Origin of the sequence: Acidovorax sp. 106 (assembly GCF_003663825.1) — a bacterium.
Classification (GTDB): domain Bacteria; phylum Pseudomonadota; class Gammaproteobacteria; order Burkholderiales; family Burkholderiaceae_C; genus Acidovorax.
The window spans coordinates 2,938,761-2,953,836 of the sequence record NZ_RCCC01000001.1 but is presented as its reverse complement, the minus strand read 5'-3'; the positions used below and the strand labels follow the sequence as shown (position 1 = coordinate 2,953,836).

Annotated in this window: 14 protein-coding genes; 13 read left to right on the top strand and 1 reads right to left on the bottom strand. The window is 63.5% G+C overall.

All coding sequences use genetic code 11. The features are described 5' to 3' along the window. Position 1 precedes the first annotated feature (1 nt). The 11 genes from C8C98_RS13125 (at position 2) to accD (ending at position 11,509) form a co-directional block, all read left to right on the top strand. Complete coding sequence (locus tag C8C98_RS13125) at positions 2 to 127, top strand: entericidin A/B family lipoprotein (RefSeq protein WP_069105166.1); 126 nt, start codon at positions 2 to 4, stop codon at positions 125 to 127. A 15-nt stretch (positions 128 to 142) separates the two neighbouring features. Continuing rightward, on the top strand, positions 143 to 793 hold the full coding sequence (gene leuD, locus C8C98_RS13120) for a 3-isopropylmalate dehydratase small subunit (protein ID WP_121454648.1): 651 nt from the start codon (positions 143 to 145) through the stop codon (positions 791 to 793). A 74-nt stretch (positions 794 to 867) separates the two neighbouring features. Next, complete coding sequence (gene leuB / locus C8C98_RS13115; RefSeq protein ID WP_121454647.1) at positions 868 to 1,938, top strand: 3-isopropylmalate dehydrogenase; 1,071 nt, start codon at positions 868 to 870, stop codon at positions 1,936 to 1,938. A 112-nt stretch (positions 1,939 to 2,050) separates the two neighbouring features. Beyond that, on the top strand, positions 2,051 to 2,512 hold the full coding sequence (locus tag C8C98_RS13110; protein ID WP_121454646.1) for a hypothetical protein: 462 nt from the start codon (positions 2,051 to 2,053) through the stop codon (positions 2,510 to 2,512). 282 nt (positions 2,513 to 2,794) lie between these two features. After that, a complete protein-coding gene (gene asd, locus C8C98_RS13105; protein WP_121454645.1) occupies positions 2,795 to 3,925 on the top strand; it encodes an aspartate-semialdehyde dehydrogenase in 1,131 nt (376 codons plus the stop codon). A gap of 287 nt (positions 3,926 to 4,212) precedes the next feature. Continuing rightward, a complete protein-coding gene (locus C8C98_RS13100; protein WP_121456242.1) occupies positions 4,213 to 6,738 on the top strand; it encodes a FimV/HubP family polar landmark protein in 2,526 nt (841 codons plus the stop codon). Between the two features lie 59 nt (positions 6,739 to 6,797). Then, positions 6,798 to 7,616: a tRNA pseudouridine(38-40) synthase TruA gene (gene truA, locus C8C98_RS13095; protein ID WP_199726659.1), complete on the top strand. Its 819-nt coding sequence runs from the start codon at positions 6,798 to 6,800 to the stop codon at positions 7,614 to 7,616. Further along, on the top strand, positions 7,613 to 8,383 hold the full coding sequence (locus tag C8C98_RS13090; RefSeq protein WP_121454643.1) for a phosphoribosylanthranilate isomerase: 771 nt from the start codon (positions 7,613 to 7,615) through the stop codon (positions 8,381 to 8,383). Before truA ends, C8C98_RS13090 begins: the two co-directional genes overlap by 4 nt. Continuing rightward, positions 8,361 to 9,644: a tryptophan synthase subunit beta gene (gene trpB / locus C8C98_RS13085; protein ID WP_121454642.1), complete on the top strand. Its 1,284-nt coding sequence runs from the start codon at positions 8,361 to 8,363 to the stop codon at positions 9,642 to 9,644. Before C8C98_RS13090 ends, trpB begins: the two co-directional genes overlap by 23 nt. Next, entirely contained in the window at positions 9,641 to 10,462 is an 822-nt protein-coding gene (trpA, locus tag C8C98_RS13080) for a tryptophan synthase subunit alpha (RefSeq protein ID WP_121454641.1), read from the top strand. Before trpB ends, trpA begins: the two co-directional genes overlap by 4 nt. A 174-nt stretch (positions 10,463 to 10,636) precedes the next feature. Next, positions 10,637 to 11,509 (top strand): acetyl-CoA carboxylase, carboxyltransferase subunit beta, encoded by an 873-nt coding sequence (gene accD, locus C8C98_RS13075; RefSeq protein ID WP_055399419.1) that lies wholly within the window; start codon positions 10,637 to 10,639, stop codon positions 11,507 to 11,509. 149 nt (positions 11,510 to 11,658) lie between these two features. On the opposite strand, the gene C8C98_RS13070 is transcribed toward accD, so the two are convergent. Next, positions 11,659 to 12,222, bottom strand: coding sequence for a YggT family protein (locus C8C98_RS13070; RefSeq protein ID WP_121454640.1), 564 nt, complete (start codon positions 12,220 to 12,222; stop codon positions 11,659 to 11,661). Between the two features lie 263 nt (positions 12,223 to 12,485). Between C8C98_RS13070 and C8C98_RS13065 the strand changes: the two genes are divergently transcribed. After that, on the top strand, positions 12,486 to 13,121 hold the full coding sequence (locus C8C98_RS13065) for an LON peptidase substrate-binding domain-containing protein (RefSeq protein ID WP_121454639.1): 636 nt from the start codon (positions 12,486 to 12,488) through the stop codon (positions 13,119 to 13,121). Positions 13,122 to 13,123: 2 nt separating this feature from the next. Next, positions 13,124 to 15,076 carry a nucleoside-diphosphate sugar epimerase/dehydratase gene (locus tag C8C98_RS13060; RefSeq protein WP_233574537.1) on the top strand — a complete coding sequence of 651 codons (1,953 nt, stop codon included), beginning with the start codon at positions 13,124 to 13,126 and terminating at the stop codon, positions 15,074 to 15,076.

The window sequence follows — 15,076 nt, the reverse complement described above, 5'->3', positions numbered from 1 at the left end:
CATGAAAAAGACCGCAACCCTCATCGCCCTGTCGCTGGCCTTTGTGCTGGCGGGCTGCAACACCGTCAAGGGTGTGGGCCAAGACATCGAACGCGCAGGCAACGCCATCGAGCGCGCCGCCAAGTAATTAAGTAAGGTCCCCATGCAGAAATTCACCTTACTCAAGGGCCTCGTGGCCCCAATGGACCGCGAGAACGTCGACACCGACGCCATCATCCCCAAGCAGTTCCTCAAGTCGATCAAGAAGACCGGCTTTGGTGTGAACCTGTTTGACGAATGGCGCTACCTGGACCACGGCGAGCCGGGCCAAGACCCCGCCAGCCGCAAGCCCAACCCCGACTTCGTGCTGAACCAGCCGCGCTACGCGGGCGCCTCCGTCCTGCTGGCACGCAAGAACTTTGGCTGCGGCTCCAGCCGCGAGCACGCGCCGTGGGCGCTGGACCAGTACGGCTTTCGTGCCGTGATCGCGCCCAGCTTCGCCGACATCTTCTTCAACAACTGCTTCAAGAACGGCCTGCTGCCGATCGTGCTGCCCGAGGCCACGGTGGCCCAGTTGTTTGACGAAGTGCTGGCCTTCCCCGGCTACCAGCTCACCATCGACCTGGAGCGCCAAGTCATCGTGCGCCCCCAGGGCGAAGAGATCCCATTCGAGGTGCAGGCCTTTCGCAAATACTGCCTGCTCAACGGCTTTGACGATATCGGACTGACCCTGCGCCAGTCCGACAAGATCAAGGCCTTTGAAGCCCAGCGCCTGGCCACCAAGCCGTGGCTGGCGCATTCGATGGTTTCTTGATTCTTTTTTAAGCAAAATGGTTTCTAGCGCTTATCTAACAAGCGCAAGCAGCTATAAAAATCATAGTAAATTCAATGAAAATCGCAGTTCTGCCGGGTGACGGCATCGGTACAGAAATCGTGGCCGAGGCCGTCAAGGTTCTCAAGGCACTCGACCTGAAGTTTGAAATGGAATCGGCCCTGGTCGGCGGCGCGGCATTTGACGCACACGGCCACCCGCTGCCTGAATCGACCCTGAAGCTCGCCAAAGAAGCCGACGCCATCCTGTTCGGCGCCGTGGGCGACTGGAAGTACGACACGCTCGACCGCCCCCTGCGCCCCGAGCAAGCCATCCTGGGCCTGCGCAAGAACCTGGGCCTGTTCGCCAACTTCCGCCCCGCCATCTGCTACGAGCAACTGGTGGGCGCATCGAGCCTCAAGCCCGAGCTGATTGCGGGCCTCGATATCCTCATCATCCGCGAGCTGACGGGCGACATCTACTTCGGCCAGCCGCGCGGCCGCCGCGTGGCCACCGACGGCCACTTCCCCGGTGCCGAAGAAGCGTTTGACACCATGCGCTACAGCCGCCCCGAGATCGAGCGCATCGCCCACGTCGCCTTCCAGGCAGCCCGCAAGCGCAGCAAAAAGGTCACCAGCGTGGACAAGGCCAACGTGCTGGAGACCTTCCAGTTCTGGAAGGACGTGGTCACCGACGTGCACAAGGAATACCCCGACGTCGAGCTGCAGCACATGTATGTGGACAACGCCGCCATGCAATTGGTGAAGGCGCCCAAAGCGTTTGACGTGGTGGTCACGGGCAACATGTTTGGCGACATCTTGAGCGACGAAGCGTCCATGCTGACCGGATCCATCGGCATGCTGCCCTCAGCCAGCCTGAACAGCACGAACCAGGGCCTGTACGAGCCCAGCCACGGCAGCGCGCCTGACATCGCTGGCAAGGGCGTGGCCAACCCGCTGGCTACTATCTTGAGCGCCGCGATGATGCTGCGCTTCAGCCTGAACCAAGAAGCCGCCGCCCAACGCATCGAAGCCGCCGTGCAGAAGGTGCTGGCGCAAGGTCTGCGCACGCCCGACATCTACAGCGACGGCACCACCAAGGTGGGCACGGCGCAGATGGGTGATGCGGTGGTGAAGGCGCTGGGGTGAAACGACCGGTCCAATGAAATGGGCGGCCTTTCTAGGCCGCTTTTTTGTCCCTAAGTGCAACACCTTCTCCACACCTACGGTCGACCGTAGCCTTCCCGTATAGTGGTGCCCTATGCAGGTCATCACTCTTACGCTAGAGCGGGTATTCGACATCCAGCGGCGCGAAGCCACGCGATTCATTCCAAAGCACACGCATTTTTCATTCGAGTCAGAGGGACGGCTTCGTTATACGGTTCAGGTACCCGGATGGCCTTCCATTGAGGCCGGCCATACACTGACCGCCTTGCTCGAAAAGCCTGACAACTGGCAAACACTTGTTGGATGGAAGAACAGCAACACGAATGAGCTGGCATTTCCCGATGAGCAACATCTTGCGTTTTTCTCAGGGGCGGCTGGCATCTGCGCGGCAACGGGCTGGCTACTGACCTGGGATGAGCCCCTCCCATCTGTACTTTGGATCTTCACCGCCATATTCACCCTTTGCAGCGTGGCAGGAATAGCACGCTGGCTCCAGCTGAAGAAAAAAAAGGCATGCTTGCTGAGCGCCTGTGAAGCATCTGACAAGACGACTTAACACACCGCCTAGTCTTGCGAGGACGCGCCTCCCGAGCAACACTATTTCTGCTGTTTCACGGGTATCCGCTACAATGTGCACCATGTTTGCCGCCCGCCCGTTCGCCCTGAACACCGCTACTGCCGCCCTGGCAGGCGTGGCTGTGCGCGCAATCACCACCAAAACCACGACCATTATTAAGGGCTGATCCAGCTCCGGTACCGTCGTGCGCCCTCCCTGGCCAGACGAGCCGGGGCAAACAGTCTGGTCTGGCACTGTTTCTTAATCTGAAAGGGCGTTGAAATGAGCAAGTTGGTAGGTTTGGTCGGCTGGCGCGGCATGGTCGGCTCGGTGTTGATGGACCGCATGATCGAAGAAAAAGACTTCGATCTGATCGAGCCATTGTTCTTTTCCACGTCCAACGCTGGCGGAAAAGCCCCAGCGCAGGCCAAGAACGAGACCACCCTGCAAGACGCGTACAACATCGACGCCTTGAAGCGCTGCGACATCATCATCACCGCGCAAGGCGGCGACTACACCACCGAAGTCTTCCCCAAGCTGCGCGCTGCGGGCTGGAACGGCCACTGGATTGACGCCGCCTCCACCCTGCGCATGGAAAAAGACGCGGTCATCATCCTGGACCCCGTCAACATGCCCGTCATCAAGGACGCGCTGGCCAACGGCGGCAAGAACTGGGTGGGCGGCAACTGCACCGTGAGCTGCATGCTGATGGGCGTGGGCGCGCTGTACAAGGCCGGTCTGGTCGAGTGGATGAGCACCCAGACCTACCAGGCTGCATCGGGCGGCGGCGCGCAGCACATGCGCGAATTGCTCACCCAATACGGCACGCTGAATGCCGAAGTGAAGGCTCTGCTGGACGACCCCAAGAGCGCCATCCTGGAAATCGACCGCAAGGTCATCGCCAAGCAGCGCGCATTGACCGGCGCTGAAACCGCCAACTTTGGTGTGCCCCTGGGCGGCTCGCTGATCCCCTGGATCGACAAGGACCTGGGCAATGGCCAATCCAAGGAAGAGTGGAAGGGCATGGCCGAGACCAACAAGATCCTGGGGCTGGGCGAGGGCTTCAGCTCTGCGGCCATTCCCGTGGATGGCTTCTGCGTGCGCGTGGGCGCCATGCGCTGCCACAGCCAGGCCCTGACATTCAAGCTGAAGAAGGACGTGCCTGTGGCCGACCTCGAAGCCATGATCGCCGCCGACAACGAGTGGGTGAAAGTGGTGCCTAACACCCGCGAAGCCACCATCAAGGACCTGACCCCCGTGGCCGTGACTGGCACCATGACCATCCCGGTGGGCCGCATCCGCAAGCTGGCGATGGGCCCTGAATATGTGGGCGCCTTCACCATCGGCGACCAACTGCTGTGGGGCGCCGCCGAGCCACTGCGCCGCATGCTGCGCATTTTGCTGGCTGCCTGATCCGGCTGCCGCACCGCAGGCGCGCAAAACTTCGGTTTTGCGCGCTTTTTTCATAAATGGGCGGGAAACAACCAGTTACGCCACGTTGCCGTTTGGCAACATGTTTTTGCACCAATTTGGGGTGCAATGCGGCGGACCAAAGCTTCGGCACCACCTCAGCTTGTCAGTGCAAAACATTGCTGCTATGGTGCTTTTTACATATTTTCACGCGCCGGGGCGGGAACCAGATCATGAGAAAAACAGCACCGCTCGACCGAGCCGCAAAACCTAATCAGTTGATGGCAAACATGCATCGTTGGAAATTTTCAGCTTTAGCGGCCGCGGCCGTGGTCTCTGCCGGTTTTTACACCAGCGAAGCATCTGCTCTGGCTTTGGGCCGCATCACAGTCCAATCTGCGCTGGGCGAGCCCCTGCGTGCAGAAATTGACGTGCCGCAAATCACCCCGGCCGAAGCCGAAACCCTGCGCACTTCCACGGCATCGCCCGAAGTGTTTCGCTCACAGGGCATGGAGTTCACCCCCCTGATGAACGCCCTTCAGGTGCAGCTGCAACGCCGCGCCGATGGCAGCGCCGTGCTGCGCGTCACTAGCGATCGTCCCGTCAACGAGCCCTTTGTCGATTTGGTGCTGGACACCACCTGGGGCACAGGCAAGATCGTTCGCAGCTACACCATGCTGTTTGACCCGCCAGCGCTGCGCCGCGCTGCGCCCACCGTGACGGCATCGCCCCAAGTGGCTGCACAGGCCGCAAGCCCTGCACCAGCCTCTCGCGCTACATCTTCTGCTGCGGCTGCGCCTGCCACGCCCCGTGCAGCACCAGCACCCGCCCCCCGCCCTGCAGCAGCGCCCGCCTCTGGCGATGGCGTCACCGTCAAGGCCGGTGACACCGCTGGCCGCATCGCCAACGCCCACCGCCCCGCAGATGTGTCGCTCGACCAGATGCTGGTGGCCATGATGCGCACCAACCCCGATGCCTTCATCCAAGGCAACGTGAACCGCGTGCGTGCCGGTGCCGTGCTGCAAATGCCTGATGAGGCCACCGTGAAATCGGTGCCCACGAGCGAAGCACGCCAGATTCTGTCGGCCCAAAGCCGCGACTTCAACACCTTCCGTCGCAAGCTGGCAGACTCCGCACCGAGCACCACCGTGGCCTCGGCAGAACGCTCTGCCAGCGGCAAGGTGCAAGCACAGGTCGAAGACCGCAAGCCCGCCACCGCAGCCCCAGACAAGCTGACCATCTCCAAGGGCTCGCTCAAAGGCCAGAAGGTTGCAGAAGACCAATTGGCCAAGGACAAGCAAGCCAGCGAGGCCAACGCCCGCATGGCCGAGTTGTCGAAGAACATCAGCGACCTGAACAAGGTCAGCGCAGCGTCGGCGGCTGGTGCAGCCCCCGCAGTGGCTGCGCCCGCCAGTGCCCCCGCCGCCATCAAGGTTGAGGCTCCCAGCATTCCAGCCACCCCCACCGCGCCTGCAGCCCCTGCATCGGCGCCAGCAGTGCCCGCGGAAGCCGCCAGCGTGCCTGCTGAAGCAGCCTCTGCAGTGTCGGATGCTGCATCTGCACCAGTCGCGGAAGCGTCTGCCCCCGTGGCACCCAAGCCCGTACCGGTTCCACCACCACCCGTTGAAGAACCCAGCTTCTTCTCGGGCCTGTTCGATGACCCCATGATCCCATTGGCCGGTGGCGGCCTGCTGGCCTTGCTGGCTGGCTTTGGGGTGTACCGGGTCGTGCAGCGCCGCCGCAATGCCGATGGGGTGGACAGCTCTTTCCTCGAAAGCCGCATCCAGCCCGATTCGTTCTTCGGCGCCAGTGGTGGCCAGCGCATTGACACGGCCAACAGCGAGATGACCACGGGCGGCTCGTCCATGGCCTACTCGCCCAGCCAGCTGGATGCGGGTGGCGATGTCGACCCCGTGGCCGAAGCCGACGTGTACCTGGCCTATGGCCGCGACCTGCAGGCTGAAGAAATCCTGAAAGAAGCTGTTCGCCACAACCCCGCCCGCGTCTCGGTGCATGTGAAGCTGGGCGAAATTTACGCCAAGCGCCAAGACCGCAAGGCCCTGGAAGCTGTGGCGGGTGATGTGTTCAAACTCACCCAAGGCGAAGGCCCTGACTGGGCACGCATTGCCGACCTGGGTCGCACGCTGGACCCCGAAAACCCGTTGTACCAACCCGGCGGTCGCCCAGGCGGCAGCGCAGACCAAGCTCCTGCGGGCGTCTTTGCTTCGACCATGCCTGGCGCCGTGGGCGCAGCAGGTGCGGCATTGCCTTCCGACCTGGACTTGGATCTGGACCTGGACCTGCCCGATGACGCCCTGACCGATGCGCCCGCAGCCGGAGGCTTTGCGGCTGCCGCAGCAGCATCGGGCTTGGCGCCTGATTTGGCCCTGCCCAACTTGGACGACGAACCCGAGACCGCCCGTGCCCCCATGGCCGAAGCGGCCCACACATTGAACTCGGTGGACGACTTGACCATGCTGCCGTCGGCGCTGACCCCGCTGTCGGCCAGTGCAGCTGACGCCAACGCTCTGGAGTTCGATCTGGGTGACCTGTCTCTGGACCTCACGGCCCCAGCACAGCCCGCCGCTCCTGCGGTCAGCGAAGAAATCATCACTGCGTCGGCTCCTATCGACGACGACGATGATGGCGAAGCCGCTGCCCATGACGACCCGCTGGCGACCAAACTGGCCTTGGCAGAAGAGTTCAACGCCATCGGCGACACCGACGGTGCCCGCACACTGATTGAGGAAGTCGTGGCAGAAGCCACGGGCGCGCTCAAAACCCGTGCCCAGCGTTTGCTCGCTGAATTGGGCTGATGCAGGCAGACGCCCCGCCAGAGCACCTGAGCCATCCAGCACAGTCCCCCAACCCCACTGTGAGGGTGGCGTTGGGGGTCAGTTACAACGGCCAAGCCTACAACGGCTGGCAAAGCCAGCTGTCTGGCAACACCATCCAAGACAAGCTAGAAGCGGCCCTGGGCCGCTTTGCTACGCATGCGATAGGCACTTTGTGTGCTGGCCGCACAGACAGCGGCGTGCACGGGCTGATGCAGGTGGTGCACTTTGACACCCCACTGCGTCGCCCAGATGCCTCGTGGGTGCGCGGCACCAACACCTTTTTGCCACCCGACATCGCAGTGCAGTGGGCCCGGCATGTGCCGCCGGGTTTTCATGCGCGCGGCAGCGCTACGGCGCGGCGCTACGCTTACGTGCTCCTCCAATCCCCGGTGCGCCCCAGCGTGGATGCGGGCCGCGTGGGTTGGGTGTACCACCCGCTCGATGGCGATGCCATGCGCCAGGCCGCCAGTGCACTGCTGGGCGAGCACGATTTCACATCGTTCAGGGCTTCGGCCTGCCAGGCCAAGTCGCCGGTCAAAACACTGCGGCGCATCGACATCTCTTGCAACCGGCAGGCCGCACCACACCCGGAGCTGGGCTGGGGCAGTTGCTACTGGCGGTTTGAATTCGAAGCCAATGCGTTCCTGCACCACATGATCCGTAACATCATGGGGTGCCTGGTGGCCATTGGCATGGGCAAGCAGCCCGCAGACTGGATGCAGCAGGTGCTGCAGGCCCGCTCACGCGATGCTGCGGCCCCAACCTTTTCGCCAGACGGGCTGTACTTTCTCGGGCCGGTCTACGATGCCAGCTGGAACCTGCCCGACCGCACCCCTCCTTTTGATTGGCTGCCATGACGAACCACGCCCTGGTGCAAGACACGCCCACCCCTTCAACGCCCGCAGCCCGCACGCGCATCAAGATTTGCGGCTTGACCCGCGAGCAGGACGTGGACGCCGCCGTGGCGGCCGGGGCCGACGCAGTGGGGTTTGTGCTGTACGCTCCCAGCCCACGGGCCGTGTCGGCCGAGCGGGCGGCGCAACTGGCCCGACGCTTGCCCCCCTTTGTCACGCCTGTACTGCTTTTCGTCAATGAGACCGCTACAAAAATAGAAGCTGCTAGCGCAATGGTGACAGGCGCTATCGTGCAATTTCATGGCGATGAAACCCGGACCGATTGCCTGCAGGCCACAGGCCACGGCCTGCGTCCGTTTCTGCGCGCTGCACGCATACCCCTAGGCGATGGAGCTGAACGCTTTGACCTCGTAAAATACGCTCAGGATTTTTCACACGCCCAAGCCATCCTGCTCGACGCCCATGTCGACGGCTATGGTGGCGGCGGCAAGGCATTCAATTGGTCACTCCTTCCACCAAGCGTCAGCTCTCACCTCGTTTTGTCTGGTGGACTCACGCCTGCAAACGTGACCGATGGCATTTTGCAAGTCCGCCCGCGAGGCCTCTCGCTGGCGGTTGATGTCAGCTCCGGCGTTGAAGCCGATGGCCCCGATGGCAAGCCCATCAAAGGCATCAAGGACGCCGAAAAAATCCAACGCTTCGTTGCCGCCGTGCGTGCGGCCGATGCCCAACTTGCAAAGACCCCCCATGAGCTCCTATCAGCAACCTGATGCTTCCGGCCACTTTGGCCCCTATGGTGGCAGCTTCGTCAGCGAAACCCTGACCCACGCCATCCTGGAATTGCGCGAGGCCTACGCCCGCTACCAGAACGACCCTGAATTTCTGGCGGAATTCCACTACGAACTCAAGCATTTTGTGGGCCGCCCCTCGCCCATTTACCATGCCGCGCGCACCAGCCGCGAGATGGGTGGCGCGCAGATTTACCTCAAGCGCGAAGACCTGAACCACACAGGCGCGCACAAGATCAACAACGTGATCGGCCAAGCCATGCTGGCCAAGCGCATGGGCAAGCCCCGCGTGATTGCGGAGACAGGGGCTGGCCAACACGGCGTGGCCACCGCCACCATTTGCGCCCGCTACGGCCTGGAGTGCGTGGTGTACATGGGCGCCGAGGACGTGAAGCGCCAGAGCCCCAACGTGTACCGCATGAAGCTGCTGGGCGCCACGGTGGTGCCCGTCGAGTCCGGCAGCAAGACCCTGAAGGACGCACTGAACGACGCCATGCGCGACTGGGTGGCGAATGTGGACAACACCTTCTACATCATTGGCACCGTGGCAGGCCCGCACCCCTATCCCATGATGGTGCGCGACTTCCAAAGCGTCATCGGCAAGGAATGCATCGAGCAGATGCCCGCCATGCTGGCCGAGCAAAAAGTGCTGGGCGAACAACCCGACGCAGTCATTGCCTGCGTGGGCGGCGGCAGCAACGCCATGGGCATCTTCCACCCCTACATTCCGTTTGCAAAGACGCGCCTCATTGGCGTGGAGGCAGCGGGTGAAGGCTTGGACTCAGGCAAGCACTCGGCATCGCTGCAAAAGGGCAGCGCAGGTGTGTTGCACGGCAACCGCACGTTCATCCTGCAAGATGACAACGGCCAGATCACTGAAACCCACAGTATCAGCGCGGGCCTAGACTACCCTGGCGTGGGCCCGGAGCACGCCTGGTTGCAAGAAATCGGTCGTGCCGAATATGTCGGCATCACTGACAAAGAAGCGCTGGACGCCTTCCACTACCTGTGCCGCACCGAAGGCATCATCCCTGCACTCGAATCGAGCCACGCAGTGGCCTACGCCATGAAGCTGGCCAAGACGATGCGCGCAGACCAGTCGATTTTGGTCAACCTGTCCGGTCGTGGCGACAAGGACATTGGCACGGTGGCCGATCTCAGCGGTGCCGACTTCTACTGCCGCCCCAGCTGCCAGGGGCAGTCCGTCAAGGGTGGCGAGCAACCCGTCAAGGTGGTCAAATGAGCCGCATCGAAGCAACTTTCTCAGCCCTCAAGGCCCAGGGCCGCAAGGCGCTGATTCCTTATGTGACGGCGGGCTTTCCGTTCGCAGACATTACCCCTGCTCTGATGCACGGCATGGTCGAGGCCGGGGCCGATGTGATTGAGCTGGGCGTGCCTTTCTCTGACCCCATGGCCGATGGCCCGGTCATTCAGAAGGCGGGCGAAAAGGCCCTGAGCATGGGCATCGGCATGGTGCAAGTGCTGGACCACGTGCGTGAATTCCGCAAACGCAACAGCACGACTCCCGTGGTGCTGATGGGCTACGCCAACCCGGTAGAGCGCTACGACCAGAAGCACGGCAAGGCAGGCACAGGCAGTGCGTTCGTGCGCGATGCTGCCGAGGCCGGGGTGGACGGCGTGCTCATCGTGGACTACCCGCCTGAGGAATGCGAAGCCTTTGCGGCCGACCTGCGTGCCCACGGCATGGACCTGATTTTCCTTTTGGCCCCCACCTCTACCACTGAGCGCATGGCCCAGGTGGCCCGCGTGGCCAGTGGTTACGTGTACTACGTGTCGCTCAAGGGCGTCACCGGCTCTGGCGCGCTGGACACCGCGGCGGTCGAGCAAATGCTGCCCCGCATCCGCCAGCACGTGCAGATCCCGGTCGGCGTGGGCTTTGGCATCCGCGATGCGGCCACGGCCCAGGCGATTGGCAAGGTGGCCGACGCCGTGGTCATTGGCAGCCGCATCATCCAGCTCATCGAAGACCAGGAGCACGCCAAGGTGGTTCCCCTCACGGTGGACTTCCTGCGTGGTGTCCGTAAGGCACTCGACGCATAAAATAGAGGGCATCCCCCTGAGCGGCTTTGCCGCTTCCCCCTTTCTCTTGTGCCACGCACAGGAAGGAGGACACTCCCAGCGCGGCGGGGCGGCCCTTGCGCGGGAACACTGATCTTTGGACCCGTGCTAGCGTCAAGGCCGTGCCGCTGCCCCATTCTTACAGAGGAAAACACCATGTCTTGGCTCGAAAAACTTCTGCCTTCCAAGATCCAGCAAACCGACCCCACCGAGCGCCGCCAGGTGCCCGAAGGGCTGTGGATCAAGTGCCCGAGCTGCGAAACGGTGCTCTACAAGGCCGATCTGGAACAGAACCAGAACGTCTGCCCCCATTGCAGCCACCACCACCGCATCGGCGCCCGCGCGCGGCTGGATGCGTTTCTGGACGCCGAAGGCCGCTATGAAATCGGCCAGGAAGTGCTGCCCGTGGACGCCCTCAAGTTCAAGGACAGCCGCAAGTACCCCGAGCGCCTGAAGGAAGCCCTGGAAAACACGGGCGAGACCGATGCGCTCATCGTGATTGGTGGTGCCGTCAAGAGCATCAACGTGGTGGCCGCTTGCTTCGAGTTCGACTTCATGGGCGGCTCCATGGGCTCAGTGGTGGGCGAGCGCTTTGTGCGTGGCGTGGAAACCGCCATTGAGCAAAAAGTACCCTTCATCTGCTTCACCGCCACGGGCGGTGCTCGCATGCAAGAAGGCCTGCTGTCGCTCATGCAAATGGCCAAGACCAACGCGGCGCTGACCCGCCTGGCCAAGAAGGGCCTGCCCTACATCAGCGTGCTGACCGACCCCACCATGGGCGGCGTGAGTGCTGGGTTTGCCTTTGTGGGCGACATCGTGATTGCCGAGCCCAAGGCGCTGATCGGCTTTGCAGGCCCCCGCGTGATCGAATCCACCGTGCGCGTGACGCTGCCCGAGGGCTTCCAGCGTGCCGAGTTCCTGCAGACCAAGGGCGCCGTGGACTTCATCTGTGACCGCCGCGAACTGCGCAACACCGTGGCCAGCAGCCTGGCCATGCTGCAGCGCCTGCCAGCCGACGCCGTGATGTGAATCTGCGGCCCCTTGCCAAAGGGGCATGCAATGAAATTGCTATTAATTCAATAGCTTCTAGCGCTTAATCCATAAGCGCTAGAAGCTATTTTTGTTTAAACCCCAGGCTTGCAGAGGTTGGTTACGCCGGCCGAAGCCGCGCTGCATCCTCAAAACCGCAAGACCCCCGTCAACGCCGCTGCCTGCAAATGCCCCAGCACGATCATGGCGATCTGCAGCAGCACCAGCAGCACCAGGGGTGACAGATCGAGCCCCCCGATCAGCGGAATCACCCGCTGCACAGGCCGCAGCAAGGGGGCGCAAAGGCGCCCGATCACATCAGCAATGGGTGAACGGGTCTGCACCCACGACAAGATGGCATGCACGATCAAGAGGCCGATCAGGCCAGAAATGGCCACACGCATCAGGCCAAACGCGGCCATGAGTGGCACCACCGTACCGGAGATCGCACCGCCCGCAATCAGCCACAACAGGCCGTATTGCACCTGCTGCACCAGCACCGCGCCCACCAGGCTCGATACATCCCAGCGCCCCGTGGGCGGAATCAGCCGCCGCAGCGGCAGGATGAACCAGTCCGTCAGCGCAAACACCAGGGCTCCCACGGGGTTGGAGAACGGCACGCGCTGCCACTGCATGTAAAGGCGCAGCAGGCAGGCCCCGGTCAGCAGGCCACCAATGACATCAAGCAACAACGTAGCGATCTGGTAGAGCATGGGCGTGAGGGAATGAAAAGGCGCACCCAGCGAAAGTGGGCAGCGCCGTGGGATGATAGCGACCTGAGAAACTGTTCCTCGCTGTCTGGGGGATTGCGGCAGCCGCCCGGGCATCAGGCCACTCCACAGGGGGTGAGATGCACGCCCTGCCCCGGCCTGCGGGCGCACCCGCTGGCCAGGATGCAACCCCTCCCCGCCTGGTGCGCGCACCCGCTGCCGCCACCCAACGCAGACCACTTTGAGCAGCTTCCAAGGCCCTGCCCATGACCCAAACGCTGACCCTCTCCTCCCTGCCCCTTTTCCCGCTGGCTTCGGTGCTGTTCCCCGACGGCCTGCTGGCCTTGCGCGTGTTTGAAGTGCGCTACCTCGACATGGTGCGCAAATGCCACCAGACGGGCGCCCCCTTCGGCGTGGTGTCACTCACCCAAGGCAACGAGGTACGGCAGGCCGGTGCCCCCGATGAGCAGTTTCATGACGTGGGCACCCTCGCCATCATTGACCAGCTGGACATGCCGCAGCCCGGGCTGATCACCCTGCTGTGCCGGGGCACGGAGCGCTTTCGCATCACCCAGCGCAACCACCTGGTACACGGCCTGTGGATTGCCAACGTGGGCCAGCTGGACCGGGACCTGAGCATCCCCATCCCCGACGACTTGAAGAAAACCGCCACCGCCCTGATGCAGGTGCTGCACAGTTTGCACGCGCGCGATGCCCTCAACCCCACCGCCATATTGCCCACCCCGCAGCAGCTGGACGACTGCGGCTGGGTGGCCAACCGGTGGTGCGAGCTGCTGCCCGTGCCCATGGAGCTGAAGCAACGTCTGATGGAGCTGGACAATCCGCTGGTGCGGCTGGAGCTGGTGGGCGACGTGCTGGAACGCACGGGTATTGCGCAGTGAGCATGCAGGGCCTGGACGACCGCGCGGTGCTGCAGCACATCCTCTCTTGGCCCCGCAGCGCCAAGCGCCTGTTTGTGGCCGCGCTGGACGCGGGCATGGGCCTGTTTGCCATGTGGGTGGCCTTTACCCTGCGGCTGGACACCCTGCACTGGCCCGAGGGCAGGCAGTGGATTGCCTACGCCCTGGCCCCGGCGCTGGCATTTCCTATCCTGATGAACCTGGGGCTGTACCGCGCCATCTTCCGCTACACCGGCATCCAGGCCTTGCTCACCACCGGCAAGGCCGTGGCCATTTACGGCGCGGTGCTGCTGCTCACGCTGCTCATTGGCAAGTGGGAAGGGATTCCGCGCAGCGTGGGCATTCTGCAGCCAGTGATTTTTCTGCTGCTGGTGGGCGCCAGCCGCTCGCTGGGCTGGCTGTGGCTGGCGGGGCGCACCGCTGCAGCCCCCCACCGGCTGCTGATTTACGGCGCAGGCACAGCCGGGGCGCAAACCGCGGCGGGGCTGGTCAGCGCGCGCAGCTACCACCTGCTGGCCTTTGCCGACGACGACACCAGCAAAGTGGGCCGCAGCATCAACGGTGTGCGCGTGTATGCGCCCGAGGCCCTGCCCGCCACGGTGCAGCGCCTGGGCATTACCGACGTGCTGCTGGCGCTGCCCAGCGTGCCCCGCCAGCGGCGCCAGCAAATCATCGAAAGCCTGCGCCCCCTGCCCGTGCGCATCCGCACCCTGCCTGGCCTGACCGACCTGGCCAGCGGCAAGGTGACGGTGACCGACTTCCAGGACCTGGACATTGAAGACCTGCTGGGGCGCGCGCCCGTGGCCCCCGATCTGCCCCTGATGCAGCAGCACATCGCAGGCCAGGTGGTGCTGGTCACCGGCGCAGGCGGCAGCATTGGCAGCGAGCTGTGCCGTCAACTGGCGCAGCTGGGTGCCGCGCAGTTGCTGCTGGTCGATCACAGTGAATTCGCGCTCTACAGCATCCACCAGGAACTGCAGGCCCTCGCTCAGCAGGGTGTGATCCAAACCCAGCTCACGCCCCTGCTGGCCAGTGTGAACAACCTGCAGCGCATGACCGAACTATGCCAGCAACATCGCCCCGTCTGCATTTACCACGCAGCCGCGTACAAGCATGTGCCCATGGTCGAAGCCAACGCGGCCGAAGGCATCCAGAACAACGTGTTTGGTACCCTGAACATGGTGCGTGTGGCGCTGGAGCAAGGTGTGGGCCACTTTGTGCTCGTCTCCACCGACAAGGCCGTGCGCCCTACCAATGTGATGGGGGCCAGCAAGCGCGTGGCCGAGCTGGTGCTGCAAGCCATGGCCCACGCTACGCAGCCCCCCTTTGCAATCCCGCAAGAAAACACCGCGCACGACCCCTGGCACAGCCCCACCCGTTTTTCGATGGTGCGCTTTGGCAACGTGCTGGGCTCCAGCGGCAGCGTGATCCCGCTGTTTCGCCAGCAAATCGCGCACGGCGGCCCCATCACCGTGACGCACCCCGAGGTCACCCGCTATTTCATGACCATCCCCGAAGCCGCCCAGTTGGTGCTGCAGGCAGGCGCCATGGCCGAAGGGGGCGATGTGTTTGTGCTCGACATGGGCGAGCCCATCCGCATCCGCGAACTGGCCGAGCGCATGGTGACCCTGGCGGGCCTGACAGTGCGTGACGCGCAGCACCCCAGCGGCGACATCGCTATCACCTTCACTGGCCTGCGCCCGGGCGAGAAGCTCTACGAAGAGCTGCTGATTGGCGACAACCCCCTGCCCACGGCGCACCCGCGCATCTTGCGGGCGCAAGAGGAGCGCTTTGACTGGGCTACGCTGAGCGCCCTGCTGACCCGCCTGAAGGCAGCAGCCCTGGCCAACGACCCCGACGGCATGCGGGCGCTGCTGCACACCCTGGTGCCGGGCTACCAGCCCGACCCACCCGAAGTGGCTGCGCAGGCGGCATGA

Coding starts and splice junctions, on each gene's coding strand:
- C8C98_RS13125 (WP_069105166.1), top strand. CDS start 2: ATGAAAAAGACCGCAACCCTCATCGCCCTGTCGCTGGCCTTTGTGCTG.
- leuD (WP_121454648.1), top strand. CDS start 143: ATGCAGAAATTCACCTTACTCAAGGGCCTCGTGGCCCCAATGGACCGC.
- leuB (WP_121454647.1), top strand. CDS start 868: ATGAAAATCGCAGTTCTGCCGGGTGACGGCATCGGTACAGAAATCGTG.
- C8C98_RS13110 (WP_121454646.1), top strand. CDS start 2,051: ATGCAGGTCATCACTCTTACGCTAGAGCGGGTATTCGACATCCAGCGG.
- asd (WP_121454645.1), top strand. CDS start 2,795: ATGAGCAAGTTGGTAGGTTTGGTCGGCTGGCGCGGCATGGTCGGCTCG.
- C8C98_RS13100 (WP_121456242.1), top strand. CDS start 4,213: ATGCATCGTTGGAAATTTTCAGCTTTAGCGGCCGCGGCCGTGGTCTCT.
- C8C98_RS13090 (WP_121454643.1), top strand. CDS start 7,613: ATGACGAACCACGCCCTGGTGCAAGACACGCCCACCCCTTCAACGCCC.
- trpB (WP_121454642.1), top strand. CDS start 8,361: ATGAGCTCCTATCAGCAACCTGATGCTTCCGGCCACTTTGGCCCCTAT.
- trpA (WP_121454641.1), top strand. CDS start 9,641: ATGAGCCGCATCGAAGCAACTTTCTCAGCCCTCAAGGCCCAGGGCCGC.
- accD (WP_055399419.1), top strand. CDS start 10,637: ATGTCTTGGCTCGAAAAACTTCTGCCTTCCAAGATCCAGCAAACCGAC.
- C8C98_RS13070 (WP_121454640.1), bottom strand. CDS start 12,222: ATGCTCTACCAGATCGCTACGTTGTTGCTTGATGTCATTGGTGGCCTG.
- C8C98_RS13065 (WP_121454639.1), top strand. CDS start 12,486: ATGACCCAAACGCTGACCCTCTCCTCCCTGCCCCTTTTCCCGCTGGCT.
- C8C98_RS13060 (WP_233574537.1), top strand. CDS start 13,124: ATGCAGGGCCTGGACGACCGCGCGGTGCTGCAGCACATCCTCTCTTGG.